This is a genomic window from Ferrimonas sp., from assembly GCF_048263965.1.
In the GTDB taxonomy this organism is placed as follows: domain Bacteria; phylum Pseudomonadota; class Gammaproteobacteria; order Enterobacterales; family Shewanellaceae; genus Ferrimonas.
On the sequence record NZ_JBLXDO010000005.1, the window covers coordinates 24,668 to 46,413 of the forward strand.

At 58.1% G+C, this 21,746-nt stretch carries 22 protein-coding genes; 12 read left to right on the forward strand and 10 right to left on the reverse strand.

Going from position 1 to position 21,746, the window contains the following annotated elements; translation table 11 throughout:
* Positions 1–143: 143 nt before the first annotated feature.
* The 3 genes from ACN0RV_RS06590 (at position 144) to ACN0RV_RS06600 (ending at position 2,238) form a co-directional block, all read left to right on the forward strand.
* Positions 144–302, forward strand: a complete 159-nt coding sequence (locus ACN0RV_RS06590) for a DUF3012 domain-containing protein (RefSeq protein ID WP_417346684.1) — start codon at positions 144–146, stop codon at positions 300–302.
* Between the two features lie 99 nt (positions 303–401).
* The gene (locus ACN0RV_RS06595; protein ID WP_417346685.1) at positions 402–1,352 is read left to right on the forward strand and encodes a diguanylate cyclase; all 951 of its coding nucleotides are present in this window, start codon (positions 402–404) and stop codon (positions 1,350–1,352) included.
* Between the two features lie 61 nt (positions 1,353–1,413).
* Complete coding sequence (locus ACN0RV_RS06600; RefSeq protein WP_417346687.1) at positions 1,414–2,238, forward strand: hypothetical protein; 825 nt, start codon at positions 1,414–1,416, stop codon at positions 2,236–2,238.
* A gap of 139 nt (positions 2,239–2,377) precedes the next feature.
* Here the strand turns inward: ACN0RV_RS06600 and ACN0RV_RS06605 are convergent, their stop codons facing one another.
* The 6 genes from ACN0RV_RS06605 to aspS form a co-directional block, all read right to left on the reverse strand.
* Positions 2,378–2,896, reverse strand: a complete 519-nt coding sequence (locus tag ACN0RV_RS06605; RefSeq protein WP_417346688.1) for a TlpA family protein disulfide reductase — start codon at positions 2,894–2,896, stop codon at positions 2,378–2,380.
* 62 nt (positions 2,897–2,958) lie between these two features.
* A complete protein-coding gene (gene ruvB / locus ACN0RV_RS06610) occupies positions 2,959–3,966 on the reverse strand; it encodes a Holliday junction branch migration DNA helicase RuvB (protein WP_417346690.1) in 1,008 nt (335 codons plus the stop codon).
* 9 nt (positions 3,967–3,975) lie between these two features.
* Complete coding sequence (gene ruvA, locus ACN0RV_RS06615) at positions 3,976–4,599, reverse strand: Holliday junction branch migration protein RuvA (RefSeq protein WP_417346692.1); 624 nt, start codon at positions 4,597–4,599, stop codon at positions 3,976–3,978.
* 10 nt (positions 4,600–4,609) lie between these two features.
* A complete protein-coding gene (gene ruvC, locus ACN0RV_RS06620; RefSeq protein ID WP_417346694.1) occupies positions 4,610–5,131 on the reverse strand; it encodes a crossover junction endodeoxyribonuclease RuvC in 522 nt (173 codons plus the stop codon).
* Between the two features lies 1 nt (position 5,132).
* Positions 5,133–5,879: a YebC/PmpR family DNA-binding transcriptional regulator gene (locus tag ACN0RV_RS06625; protein WP_417346695.1), complete on the reverse strand. Its 747-nt coding sequence runs from the start codon at positions 5,877–5,879 to the stop codon at positions 5,133–5,135.
* A gap of 83 nt (positions 5,880–5,962) precedes the next feature.
* Positions 5,963–7,741 (reverse strand): aspartate--tRNA ligase, encoded by a 1,779-nt coding sequence (gene aspS / locus ACN0RV_RS06630; protein WP_417346697.1) that lies wholly within the window; start codon positions 7,739–7,741, stop codon positions 5,963–5,965.
* A 263-nt stretch (positions 7,742–8,004) separates the two neighbouring features.
* Here aspS and cmoA point away from each other — a divergent pair, with 263 nt between their 5' ends.
* From cmoA to ACN0RV_RS06660, 6 genes are read left to right on the forward strand one after another with little or no spacing between them, the layout of a single operon-like run.
* Entirely contained in the window at positions 8,005–8,733 is a 729-nt protein-coding gene (gene cmoA / locus ACN0RV_RS06635; RefSeq protein ID WP_417346699.1) for a carboxy-S-adenosyl-L-methionine synthase CmoA, read from the forward strand.
* On the forward strand, positions 8,730–9,698 hold the full coding sequence (gene cmoB / locus ACN0RV_RS06640) for a tRNA 5-methoxyuridine(34)/uridine 5-oxyacetic acid(34) synthase CmoB (RefSeq protein WP_417346701.1): 969 nt from the start codon (positions 8,730–8,732) through the stop codon (positions 9,696–9,698). The genes cmoA and cmoB overlap by 4 nt, the downstream gene beginning before the upstream one ends.
* 36 nt (positions 9,699–9,734) lie before the next feature.
* Entirely contained in the window at positions 9,735–10,478 is a 744-nt protein-coding gene (locus tag ACN0RV_RS06645) for an ATP-dependent zinc protease (protein ID WP_417346703.1), read from the forward strand.
* Between the two features lie 2 nt (positions 10,479–10,480).
* Positions 10,481–11,989 (forward strand): UUP1 family membrane protein, encoded by a 1,509-nt coding sequence (locus ACN0RV_RS06650; RefSeq protein ID WP_417346705.1) that lies wholly within the window; start codon positions 10,481–10,483, stop codon positions 11,987–11,989.
* Positions 11,989–12,948, forward strand: coding sequence for an alpha-L-glutamate ligase-like protein (locus ACN0RV_RS06655; protein WP_417346706.1), 960 nt, complete (start codon positions 11,989–11,991; stop codon positions 12,946–12,948). The genes ACN0RV_RS06650 and ACN0RV_RS06655 overlap by 1 nt, the downstream gene beginning before the upstream one ends.
* Positions 12,929–14,389 (forward strand): hypothetical protein, encoded by a 1,461-nt coding sequence (locus ACN0RV_RS06660; protein WP_417346708.1) that lies wholly within the window; start codon positions 12,929–12,931, stop codon positions 14,387–14,389. The genes ACN0RV_RS06655 and ACN0RV_RS06660 overlap by 20 nt, the downstream gene beginning before the upstream one ends.
* Here the strand turns inward: ACN0RV_RS06660 and ACN0RV_RS06665 are convergent.
* Positions 14,386–14,985, reverse strand: a complete 600-nt coding sequence (locus tag ACN0RV_RS06665) for an FMN-dependent NADH-azoreductase (protein WP_417346710.1) — start codon at positions 14,983–14,985, stop codon at positions 14,386–14,388. The two genes, ACN0RV_RS06660 and ACN0RV_RS06665, sit on opposite strands and share 4 nt — an antisense overlap.
* A gap of 107 nt (positions 14,986–15,092) precedes the next feature.
* On the opposite strand from ACN0RV_RS06665, the gene ACN0RV_RS06670 reads away from it, so the two are divergent.
* On the forward strand, positions 15,093–16,046 hold the full coding sequence (locus ACN0RV_RS06670; protein WP_417346712.1) for a LysR family transcriptional regulator: 954 nt from the start codon (positions 15,093–15,095) through the stop codon (positions 16,044–16,046).
* A 59-nt stretch (positions 16,047–16,105) separates the two neighbouring features.
* Here ACN0RV_RS06670 and ACN0RV_RS06675 read toward each other — a convergent pair whose 3' ends face one another.
* Entirely contained in the window at positions 16,106–16,993 is an 888-nt protein-coding gene (locus ACN0RV_RS06675; protein WP_417346718.1) for a LysR substrate-binding domain-containing protein, read from the reverse strand.
* Positions 16,994–17,103: 110 nt separating this feature from the next.
* On the opposite strand from ACN0RV_RS06675, the gene ACN0RV_RS06680 reads away from it, so the two are divergent.
* Positions 17,104–18,135 carry a zinc-binding alcohol dehydrogenase family protein gene (locus ACN0RV_RS06680; protein WP_417346724.1) on the forward strand — a complete coding sequence of 344 codons (1,032 nt, stop codon included), beginning with the start codon at positions 17,104–17,106 and terminating at the stop codon, positions 18,133–18,135.
* A gap of 645 nt (positions 18,136–18,780) precedes the next feature.
* The gene (locus tag ACN0RV_RS06685) at positions 18,781–19,476 is read left to right on the forward strand and encodes a hypothetical protein (protein ID WP_417346726.1); all 696 of its coding nucleotides are present in this window, start codon (positions 18,781–18,783) and stop codon (positions 19,474–19,476) included.
* 382 nt (positions 19,477–19,858) lie between these two features.
* On the opposite strand, the gene thiH is transcribed toward ACN0RV_RS06685, so the two are convergent.
* Entirely contained in the window at positions 19,859–20,980 is a 1,122-nt protein-coding gene (gene thiH / locus ACN0RV_RS06690; RefSeq protein ID WP_417346728.1) for a 2-iminoacetate synthase ThiH, read from the reverse strand.
* A gap of 3 nt (positions 20,981–20,983) precedes the next feature.
* A complete protein-coding gene (locus ACN0RV_RS06695; protein WP_417346729.1) occupies positions 20,984–21,745 on the reverse strand; it encodes a thiazole synthase in 762 nt (253 codons plus the stop codon).
* Between the last annotated feature and the right edge of the window lies 1 nt (position 21,746).

The window sequence follows — 21,746 nt, forward strand, 5'->3', positions numbered from 1 at the left end:
GTTTCCCTGTAAGTAGTGTGCAAAGCGGCCTTCGGGCCGCTTTTTTGTTCAATCGCGGTAAATTGGAGCAATTACGTTAACGAGAAGCTGCTGTTTTGGGTTAACCTGTTCCCTTGATAACTGTGACCTGTTTGGGACTGACTATGAAAAAGATTATTGCCGCTCTGGCGCTGCTTTCACTGATCACCGCCTGCTCTCCTGAAGTGGGCAGTGAAGCCTGGTGCAAGAAGATGGAAGAGAAGCCCAAGGGTGACTGGACGGCCAATGAAGCGACCGACTACACCAAGCACTGCGTATTCTAATCAGGGGCGGCAACAGCCGCCTCTTCATTTTCATAACACATTGGACATTTCCTTATAACTCAGTGACAATCATCCTAGGTCTTCACTCAGGAGCCTTGGATGGCGGGCCTTGTCCTATTCCTCATCTTCACCATCGCCATGCTGGTGATTCAGCTGTTTCGTTACCAGCAACGGCTCACTAGCGCCCGTCTGCAGCAACAGCGATTGATGCAGATTCTCGATCACGCCGGCGCCCATATCTACACCAAAGATCGACACCAGCACTACACCTACGCCAACAAGCCCTGCCTCGAACTGTTCCAGATAGATGAAAGTCAGATTCCCGATTTTAGCGACAGCCACTACTTCCCCATCGAAACTCAGCAACAACTGAAAGAGATAGACATGAAGGTATTGGGGGGCCAGGCCAATCAGGAGGAGGTGATCGTCGAACGGGAGTTTGGTAAACCCACGGTTTATCTGGAAACCAAGCACCCACTGCGGGACGAGGATGGCAAAATCAACGAACTGGTGGGCATCTCCACCGATGTCACCGAACTCTGGCGGCTAAAGAAAGCCCTGGAGATGCAGGCCAACATTGATCCCCTCACCGGTATTGCCAACAGGCTCAAGCTGGATGCCACTTTCCAGACCGAGATAGACCGGGCCCGGCGCTACCAGACCCCGTTGTGCATTCTCTTGGGGGACGTCGATCACTTCAAAGAGGTCAACGACAGGTTCGGGCATCAGGTGGGCGACCGGGTGCTGATTACCATAGCGGAACTGATCCAATCCAGTCTGCGTAGCTCGGATTATGCTGGCCGCTGGGGCGGCGAGGAGTTTCTGATCATCTGCCCCCAAACCGAGCTCAATCAAGCCACCAAGCTGGCAGAACGGATTCGACATCAGGTAGAAGCCCATCAGTTTGAGACAAGTAGAAAGCTCAGCATCAGCTTCGGCGTCGCTTCCTTTAGTGACGCCGACAGCGTCAGTTCCCTGACCACCAAGGCGGATCGCGCCCTGTATCAGGCCAAAGCCGGTGGACGCAACCGTGTGTGCCAAACCAGCTGAGTTGGCGAATAAGACAGCACTGCTCTATGCTCAAACCAAAACACTGATTCTTGGAAAAAAAATGAGATATCTGCCACTGCTTCTTCTTCTCGCCCCCTCGGCCTTTGCCCGCCCCTTCGACAGCGGGTTCAGCCTAAGGCTGGGCGGGTTCTGGGCTGATGTAGACTCCAGTTTTGGCGCCAGAACCGTGAATGGCAATAGTCCGATACGAGTCGATTTCGAGTCAGATCTGGCCCTGGATGAGTCCAAGTTCAGCCCCTTTGTGGAGCTCACCTATCGCTTCGATGAAAAGAACGTGCTGGCTCTGAACTACCTGACCCTGCACCGCACAGCCCAAAGCCGCTCCCTGCAGAAAAGCTTCGAGTTTGAGTGGGAGGGCAATCGCTACCAGGTGGAAACAGGGGCCAACCTGAGATCCGAACTGGATGTGGACATCTATCAGTTGGTCTATGGCCGCACCCTGATTCAGGGCGATAACTACGCCCTGCTCAGCACCCTGGGAGTGCACATCATGGATGTTCACGCTGTGCTCGATGGCGACATCATCCTGGTAGGTGAAGGGGGCAACGAGATGGAGGTGGCCGACCGTGCTCTGGGGGAGATCACCGCCCCCCTGCCAGACATTGGCCTGATTCTGGGCTGGCAACCGGCGAAGAACTGGCTGCTCTCCTTCCACACCCAGTACCTCAAGGTCTCCATCGACGATGTGGACGGCCGACTTTTGGACTGGCGACTGCAGGCTTCGTGGTACCTGACTCCCAACCTGGCCCTGGGGCTGGCCTGGCAGAACTATGAACTGTCTGTGGAGGAGAAACGGCGCTTTTCGGACGTCGATATTCAGTTCGATTATGAGGGCCCCTCCTTGATGCTCAATTATGAGTTCTAATCGCCGGCCAACAGGGCGATGCCGCTACATCGCTCTCCTTATTCATGCTCACTCCCTGGCAAGGACTCGCCGCCAGCAGAGTGACGACCAAGCAACCACTATTTTTTTAATTTAACCAATAATATGGCAGGCCAAACGCTCAGATTTGGTAGTAGTCCAGATAGAGCCCTAGCATCCATTCAGGCAGGTAGCCCACGCGGCTGGAGAGGATCTGCCCCTGGGCATCCACGATCAGATAGGTGGGAAACGCCAGCACATCCAACTGCTGGGCCAGGGCCCGGTTGCCCAGCAATACCCGATCTGTTGCCCCGGGGAAGCTCTCGAGGAAGTCGGTCACCTCCTGGGCACTCTGATAGCTCAGCGCCACCGGGGTCACCGCCCTGCCCTCCCGCTGCCACTCTTTCAGGTGGGGAAAGGTCAGCTTGCAGATGGTGCACCAGGGCGCAAACAGGTAGACCAACCGGTTGCCTTCGCCGACCGGGGATGAAAGCTCACCGCTTAAAAACCAGTCGTTGTGCACCTGGGTCATTACCGGCAAAGGGGAATCCGGCACACTGCCCACTGCCGGGCTCATCATCAGCCCCCGCACCCAGCCACCGAGCCAGAGGGCGGCCAGCAACACCAAGACGAACTGAACGCCCTGTTTGATCCATTTCATTTCGTATCCCTAAAAAAACGGTCTGCTAGAACAGACCGTTTTATTTACGACTTTGTTTCGATTCAGCTCTCTTTGGCCAGGCCAAAGTGCAGGAAAGTCTTATCGGTGGCCATCCGGCCACGGTGAGTGCGCTGGATATAGCCCTGCTGAATCAGGAAAGGTTCAATCACGTCCTCGATGGTCTCCTTCTCCTCACCGATGGCAGCGGCCAGGTTGTCCAGTCCCACGGGCCCACCACCGAACTTCTCGATGATGGTCAGCAACAGCTTGCGGTCAAGGAAATCGAAGCCTTCGCTGTCCACATCCAGCACGCCCAGCGCTTCCCCTGCTACAACCTTGTCGATGCTGCCTTCGTACTTCACCTCAGCAAAGTCGCGCACCCGGCGCAGCAATCGGTTGGCAATACGTGGGGTACCGCGGCTTCGGCGCGCCACTTCGACCGCCCCTTCGCCATCGATCTCAAGATTGAGCACCTGGGCACTGCGGCTGACGATGCTGGTAAGATCCGCTGTGTTGTAAAACTCCAGCCTAAGCGGGATGCCAAAACGGGCCCGCAGTGGCGAGGTCAGCGCCCCGGCCCGGGTGGTGGCGCCAATCAGGGTAAACGGCGGCAGATCCAGCTTGATGGAGCGGGCCGCCGGCCCTTCGCCGATCATGATGTCCAGCTGATAGTCTTCCATGGCGGAGTAGAGGATCTCCTCCACCGCCGGACTCAGACGATGGATCTCATCGATGAACAGCACATCGTTGGCTTCCAGATTAGTGAGCATCGCCGCCAGATCGCCGGCTTTCTCCAGCACAGGTCCCGAGGTGGATTTGATGTCCGCATCCATCTCATTGGCAATGATGTTGGCCAGGGTGGTTTTCCCCAGGCCGGGAGGGCCGAAGATCAGGGTATGATCCAACGCCTCGCCCCGGTTGCGGGCAGCAGCAATGAAGATCTCCAGCTGGCTGCACGCCTCCTTCTGGCCGGTGTAATCGGTCAGCTTCTTGGGGCGCATGGCCCGGTCAATGACCGACTCCTCACTGGACTGCTCCTGAGGGGCTATCAGGCGATCCGCTTCAATCATCCGTTACTCCTACATCATCGCCTTGAGGGCGTCTTTGATCAGCTGCTCTGAGCTGGCGCCCGGGGAACGCACCTTCTCCACCGCCTTCTTCGCCACAGTCGCCTTGTATCCCAGGGCTTCCAGGGCAGCGATGGCGTCCTCCGCCGCATCCGGCGCGGTGATAAAGGTGTTCTCAATCTGGTTGTCCAGGGCGAAGGCATCCGCGTTGGGGGTGGCCAGGCTGGCGGCAAAACCCTTCATGCGATCGCGCATCTCCACCACCAGGCGTTCGGCGGTCTTCTTGCCCACACCAGGGACCTTGGTGATGCCGGTGATGTCTTCCCGCTGAACCGCGGCCACAAACTGCTCGGCAGACATGCCGGAGAGGATCGCCAGGGCCATCTTGGGACCGATGCCATTGGTCTTGATCAGTTCGCGGAACAGGGCGCGCTCCGAGCGGGTGGCAAAGCCATACAGAAGCTGGGCGTCTTCTCTCACCACGAAGTGCGTCACCAGGGTGCAGGGCTGGCCCACGTCGGGCAGCTGGTAAAAACTGGTCATGGGCAGCTGGACTTCATAGCCCACCCCACCGCAGTCAATCAGCACCTCTGGTGCCTGCTTCTCTATCAGGGTTCCCTGTAATCGTCCAATCACGTTCTCATTCTCATCGTAATCGACCGCGCACCCGCGCAGTCACCTTGCCTGCCATGGCTACCATACTCTCACGGGTATGGCTGTGGCAAAGGGCAATGGCCAAAGCGTCCGCCGCATCGGCCTGTGGCGTGGCTGGCAGCTTAAGGATGCTTTTTACCATATGCTGTACCTGACTCTTGTCGGCACCGCCGGTGCCCACCACCGCCTTCTTGATCTCTGTGGGGCTGTATTCAAACACCGGCAAGCCGGCATTGGCGGCGGCCACTACCGCCACACCCCGCGCCTGCCCCAGCTTCAGGGCCGAGTCCGCATTGCGGGCCATAAACACCCGCTCGATGGCAAACTCATCCGGTTGAAACTGACGAATCAGTTCACTGACGCCGTCATACACCACTTTCAACCTCTCGGGCAGCTCACCGTCCGGGGTGCGGATGCAACCGCTCCCCAGGTAGGTGTGCTGTCGGCCCACTTTGCGGATAACCCCGTAACCGGTCAGCCGGGAGCCCGGGTCAATGCCCAGGATGATGGTCATATCAGTCCAACTGCTCCATGATCTCATCGGCGATGTCGGCGTTGTGATACACCTCCTGGACGTCGTCGTGATCCTCCAGGGTATCAATCAGCCGCAGGAACTTGGGCGCGGTGGCGGCATCCAGCTCCGCCTTGGTGGAGGGGATCTGGGTCACTTCGGCATTGACCGCTTCCAGGCCCGCCGCATCCAGCGCGTCTTTCACCACACCGAACTCTTCTGGGGTGGTGTAAACATCGATGCTGCCGTCGTCGTTGGTTTCCACGTCTTCGGCGCCGGACTCCAGGGCCACATCCATCACCAGCTCCTCGTCCGTACCCTCGGCGTAGGAGATCACCCCTTTCTTCTCGAACAGGTAGGAAACAGAGCCATCGGTACCCAGGTTACCCCCGGCCTTGGTGAAGGCGCTGCGTACACCGGAGACGGTACGGTTGCGGTTGTCTGTCATGGTTTCCACCATCACCGCGGTACCGCCGGGACCATAGCCTTCGTAGATGATGGTTTCCAACACCTGGCCGTCCAGCTCACCGGAACCACGCTTCACAGCGCGGTCCACGGTGTCCCGGGTCATGTTGTTGGACAGGGCTTTGTCTATGGCAGCACGCAGGCGGGGGTTGGAGCCAGGATCGGAGCCACCTTCACGGGATGCCACGGTCAGCTCCCGAATCAGCTTGGTGAAGATCTTGCCGCGTTTGGCATCCTGAGCCGCCTTGCGGTGTTTGATGTTGGACCACTTACTGTGACCTGCCATAACTCTTTCTCCTTCAAACCGGGCTGTAATCCCGGCCTTAAAACAATAAAGCTGCCCGCAGGCAGCTTTGACAATCTTGGTGATTAGGCGTTGTCGTCTTCGCCCTTCTCCTGCTTCACCAGGTCGATGGCCAACTCCTCCAGCACATCCGGGTTGGCCGGGCTGGGGGCATCCGTCAGCGGACAGGCTGCGGTGGTGGTCTTGGGGAAGGCCATCACGTCGCGGATGGACGCCGCACCGGTCATCAGCATCACCAGACGGTCCAGGCCGAAGGCCAGACCGGCGTGCGGTGGCGCACCGTAGCGCAGGGCTTCCAGCAGGAAGCCGAACTTCTGCTCAGCCTCTTCATCGCTGATCCCCAGGATGCGGAAGGCGGTCGCCTGCATCTCCTGGTCGTGGATACGCACGGAACCACCGCCCAGCTCCACGCCGTTCAGAACCATGTCATAGGCATCGGACAGTGCGGTAGCAGGGTTGGCTTCCAGCTCTTCTGGGGTCATGTCGCGAGGTGCGGTAAAGGGGTGGTGTAGCGCGTGGAAGCGGCCATCCACCTTTTCGAACATGGGGAAGTCCACCACCCACAGCGGCTTCCACTCGTCGGTGGTCAGGCCGAAGTCTTCGCCGGCCTTCAAGCGCAGGGCACCCATGGAGTCAGTGACCACAGAGTAGCTGTCGGCACCAAACAGGATGATGTCGCCGGCTTCGGCACCGTTGCGCTCAACGATGGCATTGATGATCTCGTCGGAGAGGAACTTGGCCACCGGCGACTGGACGCCCTCGATGCCTTTGCCCGCTTCGTTGACCTTGACCCAGGCCAGGCCCTTGGCGCCATAGATGCCAACGAACTTGGTGTAGTCGTCGATCTGCTTACGGGACAGGGTGGCGCCACCTGGGATGCGCAGGGTGGCCACACGGCCTTCAGGATCATTGGCAGGGCCGTTGAATACCTTGAACTCCACTTCGCTGAGCAGGTCCGCTACGTCTACCAGCTCCAGCGGGTTACGCAGGTCAGGCTTGTCGGAACCATAGCGCTGCATCGCCTCGGCGTAGCTCATGTGTGGGAACTCAGGCAGATCCACGTCCATCATCTTCTTGAACAGGGTGCGGATCATCGACTCGGTGGTCGCCATCACCTGCTCGGCACTCATGAAGGAGGTCTCGATATCGATCTGAGTGAACTCAGGCTGACGGTCGGCACGCAGGTCCTCGTCACGGAAGCACTTGACGATTTGATAGTACTTGTCCATGCCGGACATCATCAGCAGCTGCTTGAAGATCTGCGGAGACTGAGGCAGTGCGAAGAACTCGCCCTTGTGGGTACGGCTGGGCACCAGGTAGTCACGGGCACCCTCAGGGGTGGCCTTGGTCAGGATGGGAGTTTCGATATCCAGGAAACCGGCATCATCCATAAAGCGGCGCACTTCGGAAGTCACCTTGGAGCGGAACAGCATGCGTTCGGTCATCTCGGGACGACGCAGGTCCAGGTAACGGTACTTCAGACGCTGCTCTTCGCTGACGTCGGTGTTGAAGTCGATTGGCAGAGGCGCAGCCTTGTTCAGGATGGTCAGCTCTTTGCCCAATACCTCGATGGCACCTGTGGTCATGTTGGCGTTCACCTGGCTCTCAGGGCGAGCACGCACCAGACCTTTCACCTGAACGCAGAACTCACCACGCAGGCTGGAGGCGGTCTCGAATACCTCGGGCAGATCTGGATCGTACACCACCTGGACAATGCCTTCGCGATCGCGAAGGTCGAGGAAGATCACCCCACCCAGGTCACGGCGGCGGTTAACCCAACCGACCAGGGTAACTTCTTGGCCCACCAGGGCTTCAGTAACGAGTCCACTATAATGGCTGCGCATCGACAGATCCTATCTAAGTTGCTGGTTGTGCGGCGCCTTTGCCTCTGGGGCGGGCCGTCACAAGGTTGATTCGGCAAAACCGGGATTATAAAGAAAAGTTGCCGCTATAAGAAGGCTGACAGCGAGAAGCGCCTCGCCGGTTGCTCAGTTCTGCGCCACCTGAACAGAAACTGGACAAGTCCGTCACCTCAAAGCCACTGAACTTGCCGCAGAAAGGCCTCGGCACTACAATCGGCGGGTTATACCCAACGAGCCCTGTCACTATGACACATCACGATAAAATTTTTGCCAAACCTCAGCAAAATATACCGGATTTCAGTTTTAACGAGCAGGTGGCGTCAGTCTTTCCTGACATGATCTCCCGCTCGGTGCCCGGCTACGCCACTATAGTAGATGGCATCGGTAACCTCTGTGCCCGCGTTGCCCAACCTGGTACCCGCATCTATGATCTGGGCTGCTCCCTGGGAGCCGCCACCCTTTCCATGCGACGCCAGTTGGACGACCGCGGCTGCACCCTGGTGGCCGTGGACAACTCAGAGGCGATGATCAAGCGCGCCGCAGAGCACCTTAACGCCTTTGTCAGCCCGACCCCGGTGGAGCTGGTGTGCGCCGACATTCGCGACATCGACATTGATAACGCCTCCATGGTGGTACTCAACTTCACCATGCAATTCCTGCCGCCCCAGGACAGGGCCGATTTGATGGCCAAGATCTACCGGGGGCTGGTGCCCGGCGGTGTGGTCGTAGTCTCTGAAAAGCTACGATTTGAAGGGGACAGGGTTCACCAGTTGCTGGATGAGATGCACCTGGACTTCAAACGGGCCAATGGCTACAGCGAGCTGGAGATCAGCCAGAAGCGCACTGCCCTGGAGAACGTCATGAAGCCGGACAGCAAACTGCAGCACTACCAGCGCTTCAGTGACGCAGGGTTCAGCGAATACAGCAGCTGGTTCCAACACCTTAATTTTGCCTCCCTGATGGCCATCAAATGATCGAGTTCAAACAGTTTTATCAGCGTATCGCAGACTCCAAGCTCAGCCACTGGCTGGAGTCCTGCCCTACCCAACTGAGTCAATGGCGCAAACTGCACGCCCACGGTGATTTCCCGAAGTGGGAGAAGGTGGTGGCGAAGATGCCCAGCGTCGAGCTGGACGTCAGTGACATCAAGACCCAGGTGATGTTCGGCAGCGGCGACCAGTTGGATGAAGGTCAGAGGGCCAAGATGGGCAACCTGCTCAAGTTCCTCCACCCCTGGCGCAAAGGCCCCTACTACCTGCACGGCACCCACATCGACACCGAGTGGCGCAGTGACTGGAAATGGGATCGCCTGCTGCCCCACATCAGCCCGTTAAAGGGGCGCACCGTCCTCGACGTCGGTTGTGGCAGCGGCTACCACATGTGGCGCATGCTGGGTGAAGACGCTGAGCTGGTGGTGGGCATCGACCCCTCAGATCTGTTCCTGGCTCAGTTCTCCGCGGTCAAACGCATCGCCGGCGATCCGGACAGCATTCACCTGCTGCCCCTGGGAATTCAGCAATTGCCCCCCCTGCGCGCTTTTGACACCGTGTTTTCAATGGGCGTGCTCTATCATCGCACCTCTCCCATCGACCACCTGATTCAACTGCGTAACCAATTGAATAAAGGCGGGGAACTGATTTTGGAAACCCTGGTCGTAGAGGGTGACGAGAATACCGTCCTGGTCCCTCCCGGCCGTTACGGCAAGATGAACAACTGTTGGTTTATCCCCTCCTCCAAGGCCTTGAAATTGTGGCTGGAAAAGTGCGATTTTAGTGACGTACGCATCGTGGATGAAAGCGACACCGAGCTAGGTGAACAGCGGCGTACCGAGTGGATGACCCACCAGTCACTGGAGGACTATCTCGATCCAACGGACCCCACCCAGACTGTGGAGGGGCACCCAGCGCCAAGACGCGCCATACTGGTTGCCACCAAATAACCCAAAGTTCGACCTTTCCAAGGCTAAGGAAAACAGATGAAGACGATCCGATCTGCAGTGGCCATTGCGACTCTGTCGCTGATGGCCGGTTGTGCCAACCTTCAGGGCCAGACTCAGGAACCCGGCCCCGATGTGGAACAGCTGCTGAGCAACCAGACTCAGGCACTGACCGCCGCCCTGGAGCAGCAATGCCAGGGCTACGAGGATCAGACTCTGGCCATCACCGCTTTATCGGCCCAGGTCGAGACACTTCAGGGACAGGTTCAGGGTATGCAAGCCAAACCTCAACCAGCCAAAGTGGAGTGCCCTAAAGTGAATCCAGCCTCTCCCATCGGAGATAAGATGGTTCTGGGTGAAGTGGAGCGGGTCTTTGTTCAGGAGACTGGCATGGCCTTCGAAACCCGGGTGGACACCGGCGCCGAATCCTCCTCCATCGATGCCCAGAACATCACCCTGTTCGAGCGGGACGGCAAACAGTGGGTGCGGTTCGATGTGTCCAACCGTGAAGGCGACAAAGCCGAACCCAAGACCGTGGAAGCCAGGGTGGTTCGCACCGCTCAAATCAAGAAAGGTGCCGCCGATGGCATGCAGGAGCGCCCGGTGATCCTGGCCCGCCTGAAGCTGGGCAGCTACGTGGCTGAGACCGAGCTCAACCTCAATGATCGCAGCCATCTGGATTACCCACTGCTATTGGGGCGCAAGTTCATCAAGGACATCGCCGTGGTCGATGTCAGCCGCAAGCACGTGCAAACTCCCAATGAACCCAAAGGAACCCAGTGATCATGGCGTCCAAAAAAGCCTTCTACTTTGTCATAGCGGTACTGCTGAGTATTGGCATCGGCTCCGCCGTTTACCGTCACTCCGTTGACGGCATCCCCCTGGTCCCCGGCACTCAGACCGTTAACTGGACCGTAGAAGCCCGGGTGACCTTCCAGGCTCAGGGACAGCCCATCGAAGCCGCCCTGACCCTGCCTGAGGATCCTGGTTTTGCCACCCTGTCTGAAAGCGCTGCCTCCCCCGGTTATGGCCTCACTCTGGCCAGGCAGGATGGTGCCCGCAAGGCTGTGTGGACCAAGCGTGAAGCCGTCGGCGCTCAGGAGCTCTACTTCACCGCCAATCTGGTACAGAAGGCTGGCGCCCCCCTGGAAGAGGCCAACGAGCCCGCCGCTCCTGAGCCGGTGGTCTGGGCAGAAGGGGTGGACACCGCCGCCCAGACCCTGGTGGATCTGGCCTGGGATCGCAGTGCCGGCAATCTCTCCTACGCCCAGCAGGTGGCGACGATGATCTTCGACAAGGAGCAGGGTCAGAATGTGGAGCTGCTGCTGGGCCATTACCAGCCTGCCGAACTCATGGTTCAGCTGATGCGAGCTGCGGCCATCCCCGCCCGGGTCAGCCATGCACTGATGCTGGAAGACGGTCGCCGCCGTCAGAATCTGGTGTCCGTGGTTGAGGTCTATGACAATGACCAGTGGCACCTGTTTGACCCGGCTACCGGTCAAAGCGGTCGACCCGATAACATGCTGCTGTGGCAGCGCGCCAGTGCCTCGGTACTGGATATTACCGGTGCCACCGACTCGCGGGTGACCTTCTCCATCATCAAGGACACCCGCCCTGCCCTGGCCACCGCGGTGGATATGATGACCGCCAAGGGCCTGGCCTCCTTCTCCCTCTACTCCCTCCCTCTGGAGGAGCAGAGCCTGATCCGTGGCCTGCTGCTGGTGCCCATTGGCGTACTGGTGGTGGTGTTCCTGCGGGTGATTGTCGGCCTGAAAACCTCGGGCACCTTTATGCCTGTGCTGATCGCCCTGGCCTTCATCCAGACCACGCTTTTGACCGGGCTAGTGGGCTTCCTGCTGATCGTCGCGGTGGGCCTGTACATCCGCGGCTACCTGTCGAACTTGAATCTGCTGCTGATCTCGAGAATCAGCGCGGTGGTGATCACCGTGCTGGGGATCATCACCGCCTTTACCCTGCTGGCCTACAACCTGGGACTGACCGAGGGCCTGACCATCACCTTCTTCCCGATGATCATCCTGGCTTGGACCATCGAGCGTATGTCCATCCTCTGGGAGGAGGAGGGCCCGAAAGAGGTGGCGGTACAAGGTGGCGGCAGTCTGTTGGTGGCGGTGATCACCTACCTGTGCATGGTCAACCCCCTGGTTCAGCACTGGGTCTTCAACTTCCTCGGGGTACACCTGGTGATTCTTGCCCTGGTGCTGATGCTAGGCCAGTACACCGGTTACCGACTGCTTGAGCTGCGCCGCTTCCGGCCTCTGGCGGGGGATAGCTGATGCTGTTCTGTCACCCCTCCAAACTCAAGTCCAAGGGGATCATGGGGATGAACCAGAGAAACATCTCCTACATCGGCCGTTACAACCCCCGCTCGCTGTACAAGCTGGTGGATGACAAGCTGAAAACCAAGCAGATCGCCCTCAAGGGCGACATTGCGGTCCCCGATCTCATCTCTGTGATAGGTCAGCAGCATGAAGTGGCAGACCTGACCAACCGCATCCGCGGTTTCGGCGGCTTCTGCATCAAACCTGCCCAGGGCTCCGGCGGCAAGGGGATCCTGGTGATCACCAAGGTCACCGACGGCCGTTTCTTCAAGCCATCGGGCAGCGAAGTCACCCTGCCGGAGATGGAGCGCCACGTCTCCAACATCCTGGCAGGATTGTTCAGTCTCGGAGGTAAAAACGACGTGGCGGTGATTGAAGCACTGATTCAGTTTGACCCGGTGTTTGACGGCTACTCCTTCGAAGGGGTTCCGGATATTCGCCTGATCGTGTTCAAGGGGTATCCGGTGATGGGGATGCTGCGCCTCTCCACCGCCGCCTCTGACGGTAAAGCCAACCTGCACCAGGGCGCCGTCGGTGTAGGCATCGACATCGCCACCGGGCGGGCCCTGCGGGCGGTTCAGTTCGATGAACCTGTGACCCACCACCCGGACACCAACAAGGAGCTGTCCAAGATGCAGGTCCCCCACTGGGACCGACTGATGACCCTGGCAGCCGGCTGCTACGAGATGTCCGGCCTGGGCTACCTGGGAACGGATATGGTGCTGGATACCGAGCGGGGCCCCCTGCTGCTGGAGCTCAATGCCCGTCCGGGGCTGGCAATTCAGATAGCCAATGGTGAGGGTCTTCTGCCTCGGCTGCGCCAGGTGGAAGCGCTCCCCGGCCATCCAGTGGACGTGGACACCCGGGTCGCACGCTCCAAGGAGTGGTTCGGTCGTGACACTCAGATGGTCTGATGGCCTGCTGATTCTGACCCTGGTCGGCACCACTGCCCAGGGTCAGCCCCTGGAGCTCTGTGAACAGCTTCTGGCGCCGCCTCAGGATGCCAGCGCCCTCTCTCTTGGCCGCTATAAGGCACAACTGGTCCAGTTGCAGGACCAGCTGAGGGCCATCCCCTACCCAGATGAGCAATTGGCCAACTGCCACCACAAGGTGAGCCGTGCCCTGGCCAGATACAGCGGCCAGGTAGTAAGGCCACTGCCTCTCATCTCTGCCGAAGCCGCCTACCTGGCGATGACTCAGGACAACCGCCGCACCATCCAGATCAACCGCGAAGCCTGCCTTCGGCAGGACGTTCAGGTGGAACAGGCAAGGACCCTGGCGCTCTCCAAGCGCTCAGTGGGACGCTACCTGTTTCAAGCGGCAGACTCAGGCTGTGCCCGCTCCGTCTGGCTGGCCTGGCAAAACCGCGGTGGCAAGCAGGCAGACCAACACCTGCGCACCATTCTTGCTTTGTCTCATCAACAGGCCAAAGAGCGTGGCTACGACAGCGCGATGGGCTGGAAACTGGATGGGGCTTACCTCAGCAGCTATCAGCAGGTGGACCATTTTCTCCGAGGCCTCAAGGCGGAGTCGGCAAAGCTACCCTGGAAAAGGCCCAATACCCCAAGATACAGCTACGTCGACGCCCATCAGCTGGCCTTGGCAACCCTTGAGCAGCTGACCCAGCTGTTCGGCCTGAAACTGGACCCCATAACCGATGGTCAGTGGCAACTGTGGGATGGCCGACGCTTTCTGGGCACTCTTACCCTGGTCCCGGCGGACCGCAATGCCTACCTGGGTCTGCAGCGAAACCTGGCGAACTACTACCCGGGTATAGGCCAGATTCACTATCGCAACAAGGAGCGTTGGCGCGGAGAACACCTGTCCGAGCTGGCGGGCAGCATCACTACTGCCTTCTACCACCTTGCTGGCCATCAACTTAGCGATTACATGGGGCAAAGACAGGAGCCGGATCTGATCAACCTGCCCCGAGCCATAGGTCTGGCCCTCGGTGCCGATTCGGGGTTCATAGGCCAACTGAGACAGGCCCCCGAAGCCGAGCCCCTGGGGTTTGGACCCGGTGAACTGCTGCGGACCCGACTCTCCCTGGCTTTCTGGCATCAGTCGCAACACCAGCCTTCAGAGCTGGCCAAACAGCAACAACACCTGTTCCGCAGCTACTATGGGGTCGATGCCCCGACAAGTTGGCGCCCCTTGAGTGCCTACCCCAAACTGGTGCAGCAGGGACCGCTGCTCTACGGTAACCTGCTGGCAAAAAAAACCGCCATGGATCTCGTGGATCTATGGCGGTCTGATCGCATCTCAGGTCCCCAGTTATGGGAAGAGATCTTTGTTAACAGCAATCATCAAGCGTATTCACCCTCCCTGGCACGCCTAACCCAATCGGGAAATTAGGCCAGTTCCAACAGCTTTGCCTTGGCTTGCTCCACGGACTTATCGTTCATGGCAACACCCGCAGCACTGACCACCTGAACGTCAGTGATACCGACAAATCCCAGGACGGTCTGCAGATAGGTGTCATTGTGGTTCAGGGCGGCCATGGGGGTTCCCTCGCTGTAATCGCCACCGCTGGACGCCACAATCACCGCCTTGCGTCCACCCAGGGCGCCCTTAGGGCCCTCTTCGGTGTAGTTAAAGGTGCGACCTACCCGGCAGATCTGGTCAATCCAGGCCTTCATGCCGCCACTGACAGAGAAATTGTGCATGGGGGAGCCCAGTACCACTTCATCGGCAGCAAACAACTCATCCACCAGCTGGTCCGACTGAGCCACCAGCGCTTTTTGCTCATCGCTGCGCTGATCTTCGGGAGTGTAGAAGGCACCGATGGTTGCCTGACTCAACGGGCGAACGGCGTCGCCGGACACATCGCGGAAGATCACCCGACCCTCAGGGTTGGCGCTTTGCCACTTCTCGGCGTAGGCGGCGGTCAGGCCTCGGGTGTTGGAGCCTTGGTTGTTTGGGCTGGCATCAACAATCAACAAAGTTTTCATTTCGGTGTCCTTTTGAATCAGTTCGTTCTCGTTGATCTCAATATTAATTGCACAGAATGGGAAAAAAACTGCATAATATTGACTAAACCATTCTAAGGAATCGAATGATGTACCGCCCCCACTCCACACTGGAACAGTGGCGTATTCTGCAGGCTGTGGTCGACTACGGTGGTTACGCCCACGCAGCGGAAGCGCTTAATAAAAGCCAGAGTTCACTCAACCATGCGGTCGCCAAGCTGCAGACCCAATTGGGCGTGCAACTGCTCGAGGTGAAAGGCCGCAAGGCGGAGTTGACCGATGAGGGCAAGGTGCTGCTGAGGCGTTCCAGGCAGCTCACCCAGCAGATTGAGCAGCTGGAGCAGCTGGCCGCCAACATGGAGCAGGGTTGGGAGCACGAATTGCTGATCTCCCGCGAAGCGATCTACCCCTCAAATTACCTGTTCGATGCCCTATCCCGCTTCTACCCGGAAAGTCGCGGAACCCGGGTCACGGTCATCGACAACATCATCAGCGGCTCCACCGACGCCATCACCAACCGCAAGGTGGATCTGGCCATCTCCGGTCATGTGCCGCCGGGCCACCTGGGCGTACCCCTGGCGATGATTCGCATGGTGCTGTGCTGCCATCCCGGCCACGCCTTGACCCGCGAGAGCGTGGTCGAGCCCGCCAGACTGGAACAGGAGCTTCAGATCGTAATCCGGGATACCGGTCCCCTAGCGGCGGATCCGGATAAGGACATCGGCTGGCTGAGGGCCAAGGAGCGCTGGACCGTCAGTCTGTTCCGCGACGCCATCGACATACTCAGGCGAGGCGTCGGCTTCTGCTGGATACCTGAACATGAAGCCAGACCCTATCTGGAGACGGGAGAGTTGGTGGAACTGAAATCCACCGTCTACAAGCACCTGATCCCCATCAACCTGATCATCCCGGACGAAGATAACCTGGGTCCGGCGGGCAAACGCTTCGCCGAGCTGATTCGAGCCAGCAGCCCCATGGGAGGTGACATCGCCTGTGTCCCCTCTAAGCCCGCTAGTCAGCATCCGGACGACGCCGCCGATTAGCAACAAAGGGGCTCCGGGCTCCTAGGCTTATTGCACCGAGTGGGGCCAACGGCCGTTGATTATGAAAGCGCCTGTTTGAGCTGTTGATGCAATGCACGTACCGCGGGGTTCAGACTCTGTCTGTCGGTCACCAACAAACTCAAGGGAGCTGGCTCTCCCAGCCAGTGAGGGCCGATCTGCACCAGGGCACCGGAATTCAGGTCTGGCTCCAGGTCTAATCTGGATTTATAGGCGATGCCCCTGCCCTCCCTGGCCCACCGCTGCACCAGAGCACCATCATCCCCCCTCCGGCTCCCGGACACCCGAACCTGATGCAGTCGCCCCTCGACCCAGAAACGCCACAGATCGTACTGACGCTCCCCCAACACAAAGCAGAGGCACTGGTGCTCCACCAGGGCCTCAGGGGTCTCCGGCTCGCCACAGCGCGCCAGATACTCAGGAGAAGCCACCAGAATTCGTCGATTGTCCGGGATCAACGGCAGGGCGATAAGCCCACTGGCCGCCGACGCGCCATAGCGCAAGGCTAGATCCACCCGCTGACTGAAGCCATCGCTTAACCTGTCGGTCAGGGAGAGGTTAAGCTCCAGGGAGGGATGGGCCTCCAGAAACCCATCGATCACCGCCAGCAGTCGCTCTCTGCCAAGGGCAGAGGGCATCGACAACTGCAGGGTGCCACTGTAACCACTGTCATCCTCTGCTTTGGGCCTGGCCGCCTGCTCAATCAGGCTGATCCCTTCCCTGGCCCCCTCCAGAAACCTCTCCCCATCGGGCGTAAGTCGTAGGCTTCGGGTAGAGCGGATAAACAGGCGGTAACCCAATTCGGTCTCCAGTCGCTTGATGGCTGCACTGACCGCCGCCGGCGTCAGATCCATCTGGCGGGCACAGGCAGACAAAGAGCCCAGTCGCGCGGTTTGGATAAAGAGGTTCAGGTCCTGGAGAGACTTCATATTCAAAAAACTTTTAAAAGTGATGTAAGAAATTGGCTGTTTTTAAACATCCATCTACAAATTATCGTAGCAACACAAGTCAAGGCAATACCCAGTCATCAGGAGTCCCCATGAAAGCCATTGGATACCGTCAGCCCCATCAACTGAGCAGTAACACCCAACTGGAGAGCATCGAACTGCCGGTGCCCAGTGCCACCGGCGAAGATCTGCTGGTCAAAGTCCGCGCCATCTCAGTCAACCCCGTGGACACCAAGGTTCGCCAGCGCGCTGGCGGTGTCGAGCAGGTGAATGACGGCTACAAGATCCTCGGATGGGACGCCGCAGGCGAGGTGGTCGCCATCGGTGACAAAGTGACTGATTTCAAGGTGGGCGATCAGGTCTGGTACGCCGGCGATCTGACCCGAGCAGGCAGCAATGCCGAATACCAGTTGGTAGAGCAGAAGATCGTTGGCCGCAAGCCTGCCAACCTCAGTTTTGCCCAGGCAGCCGCCCTTCCCCTGACCACCATCACCGCCTGGGAGCTGCTGTTTGATCGGCTGAAACTGGATCCCAAGGCGGATCTGAGTCAGAGAAAGCTGCTGGTGATCGGTGCCGCCGGCGGTGTGGGCTCCATCCTGCTGCAACTGGCCAGCCACCTGACCAACATCCAGGTGGTGGCCACCGCGTCACGGCCGGAGACCGTGGAGTGGGTTAAGCACTTGGGGGCCGACGCGGTCATCGATCACCGCAAACCCCTGTCCAACGCGCTGGCAGAAGCTGGTATCGACGGCATTACCGATGTCATCAGCCTGACTCACAGCGAACAGCACTGGCCTGAAATCGCCAAGCTGATTGAACCTCAGGGCCAGTTGGCCCTTATCGATGACGCCCCAAGCCTGGACATCATGCCTTTCAAACAGAAGAGCATCTCTCTGCACTGGGAGTTTATGTTCACCCGCTCTCTGTTCAGCACCCGGGACAGAGTGAAGCAGCAGCAACTGCTCAACACCGTCGCCGACCTGGTGGAGTCCGGCGCGGTAATCACCACCGCCGACGCCCACTTTGGCGTCATCTCGGTGGCCAACCTGCACCGGGCGCACACCCTGCTGGAGTCGGGCAAGGCCAAGGGCAAGATTGTTCTCGAGGGGTTTGAATCCCAGTAAACAAGTGAACGGAACCCGATCATCAAGGCCGGGTTCCACCGCCAAAACACAAGAAGACAAGCTCAATCCTGCCACTTCAAATCAACCGGCCCGCTTAAGTCTTCACGTCATTCAGGCCAATTGGCACATCAACTGAAGGCAATCTTGTTTCAATCTAAGACAAGCTTTCTCTTCGTTTTCTCTTAGGTTCGATGTTGACCAATGTTCATTGGTTTCAAGCCTAGGTGCACAGGCAAAAACAAACTATTTCATTAGTCTAAAAATCATTAATTTGAGACAATGGTATAACAAATTAGTGATATCTACTGAAGCTCTACTGGGAAACATCAAAAAATATTCCCTCTCAAGTAATTTATGCAACTGATTGAAAATCTGTCAGTATACTTCAGGTATACTCAAGTCAGACGGCGACTGGAGTCAATTTATTGACGCGCTACCTTTAATATTTCCTCATTTGTTCTAAAATCATTGCGGGTTTTGGTTAATAACCTTGGCTTTAATTGCAGTCCAGCCACCGAATTCACTGCTAATAACCGGATTGAGTTTCCGGCGGATGAACTTTTTTCTAATTCCTTCGCTATTCATTCACTTTTTTTCAAGGTTATTTGATGGTGATATCTATTAGATTTTAAAGGATGATGAATTATGATGAACTCGAAATTAAAATCAATCTCCCTGTTGATCGGCAGTCTGCTGCTTGCCCCCGCGACCTTTGCAGAAAACGCGGCGTCAGCATTTACCAATGATGGTACCGCGGTTATTGGAGCAGCCGCTGTACGAGCCGCTATCACAGACGAAGAAGGCTTTACCAAGGTGCTGTCAACCGAGCTCAAAAACTCGGGCACCCCCAAGGACCTGGTAATTGGGCTCTCCTTCGAGACCAGCCTGTTCACCGAGACCGTCGTCGCCAGTAAGAAAGGAACAAAAACGACCGCCACCGCCGATGCCACCATTGAGATGAAGGTCTATGTCGATGGCGTCCCTGCCGCACCGGGTACCGTCGTGTTTGATAAGCGTACCCAGACCTTGTGGGCCAAACTTGGTGGGATTCTCGATTGCGATGATCTCAATACTGACGGCATCGTCTCGTTCGACGAATGTACTCTGACGGAAGAAGAGATTGGACTGATACTCGATACCCGGTCAGCGCACACCTTCAACTTCCTCGCCTATAACATTGGCTCAGGAAGCCATACCATCGAAGCCTTCGCCAAACTCAGTAAGGACGGTCAGGTGGTTGTCGAGAACCCCGACGATGGCTATGGAACCGCCAATGCCAGCGCCACCTTGGGTAAGGGAACTCTGAGTGTTTGGGAAGTGCATGGTTCAAACACAGACTAAGAAATTACCACTTTAAATAAGGTTCTTGACTCGGAGTGACAAGGATGTCCCATTCAGGCCGCAAGGGGGCAATTAATGCTGCCCCCTATCAATTAAACAAAGAGTTATGGCCAGAGCATGTATATTCCAAATAGTTTCCCCTCCTAATATCCAAGCCCTATCCAGCCTAAAAGCAAAGATCAAGAAAACAGCCAATTACCGAGTGGACTCATAAAGACAAGCTTATATTCAGCCATTCCTGAAATTTTATTCTCTAACCAGCAACCTTATACAGTTGCCATCCTCTTTTAAGAAGTCCAAATATTTGACTTACATAACTAATATATAGTCATTTTTTCTTACCTCCAATGAGTAAAAGGCAGCAAAGCACTGCCTTTCTGTTTTATGCAGATAACCCATTAAACGCACGGTCCCAATCTTTCCAGACCGGCGTCAACCCGGCGCATACTATGGCGTCTGCCACCGTTTTGGGTGACCGGGCATCATCAATAGAAAACTGGGCCAGATCCTCGCTGGGGTCGGCATAGCCGCCGGGACGAGTGCTGGAACCGGCGCTCATGTTGGTGGCGCCCAGGGTCATCACATTGTCTCTGAAATGTTCGGATTCCCGGGTTGACAGGGAAAGCTCCAGCTCCGGCCCAAACAGACGCAGGGCACAGATCAGCTGCAGCAACTCCCGCTCCCCCATGGGGCTGACCGGCTCAACCCCACCGGTGCAGGGCCTCAGTCTTGGGAAGGAGACCGAGTAGCGGCTGCGCCAATAGCGCCGTTGCAGATACTCCAGATGCAGCGCCACCAAGGCCGCTTCCACCCGCCAGTTCGCCAGGCCGTAGAGGGCGCCGATGCCGATCTTGTCGATGCCCGCCTCGCCCAGACGATCCGGCGTCTCCAACCGATAACGGAAATCCTGCTTGTTGCCGCGCAGGTGATGCTGGCCATAGGTGGGTCTGTGGTAACTCTCCTGATAGACCATCACCGCATCCAGACCCAGGGCGCGAAGCTCGGCGTAGTCGGCGGCATCCAGGGGCTGCACCTCCATCATCACAGTGGAGAAGCGCGCCTTTATCCTTGGCAACACCCGCCGAAAATAGTCCATGCCCACCTTGGTTTCATGCTCACCGGTCACCAGCAAGATGGCATCGAACCCCATCGCCTTGATGGCATCCAGCTCCCTGTCCAGCTCCTGCTCGGTCAGAGTATGGCGCTTAATGCGGTTGCTCATGGCAAACCCACAATAGTCACACTCATTGGCACAGAGGTTGGAGAGATAGAGAGGCACATACAGCCCCATGGTGTTGCCGAAGCGCTGTCGGGTCAGGGCCTGGGAACGCCCGGCCATCTGCTCCAGATAGGGGGCCGCCGCCGGCGAAATCAACGCCATGAAGCCCCGCCAATCCAGCTTAGGCGCCGCCAGGGCGCGCTTGACCTCGGTCTCTGTGATGGCGTTGATGCTCAGCGCCAGATGGTCCCAATCCTGCTGTTGCCACAACTCATAGAAGCTCATGGCCTACCCCAGAAATCCGGTTAAGGGACTCGACGCATTGGCCTGGGTGGAGATCTGCCCCAAGCCGGCCTCATAGGCACTGCGACCGCAGTTGACCGCCTGGCGGAAAGCCTGGGCCATGGCCACAGGATCGCCTGCCACCGCAATGGCGGTATTCACCAGCACGGCGTCGGCGCCGAGCTCCATCGCTTCACAGGCGTGGGAGGGCGCACCGATCCCCGCATCCACCACCACAGGCACCGATGCCTGTTCGATGATGATCTGCAGAAACTCCCGGGTTTTGAGCCCCTGATTGGAGCCGATGGGCGCCCCCAGGGGCATTACGGCGGCACAGCCCGCCTCCTCCAGCCGCTTACACAGCACAGGATCCGCATGACAATAAGGCAGCACCACAAAGCCCTCTGCACACAGCTGCTCGGCGGCTTTAAGGGTCTCGATGGGATCCGGCAGCAGGTAGCGGGGATCCGGGTGGATCTCCAGTTTCAGCCAACGGGTTCCCAGGGCTTCCCGGGCCAGGTGAGCCGCATACACCGCCTCCTCGGCACTCTTGGCGCCGGAGGTGTTGGGCAGCAGATTGACCCCCAGCTCCCGAATGGGGCCGTAGATGTCCCCCTGGTTGCCGGAAAGATCCACCCGCTTCAGCGCCAGAGTCACCAGTTGCGAGCCGCTGGCCTCCAGTGCCTGGATCATCAGGTCATTGGAGGCAAACTTACCGGTTCCGCTGAACAGGCGGGAATCAAAGGTTTTATCGGCAATGGTGAGCATA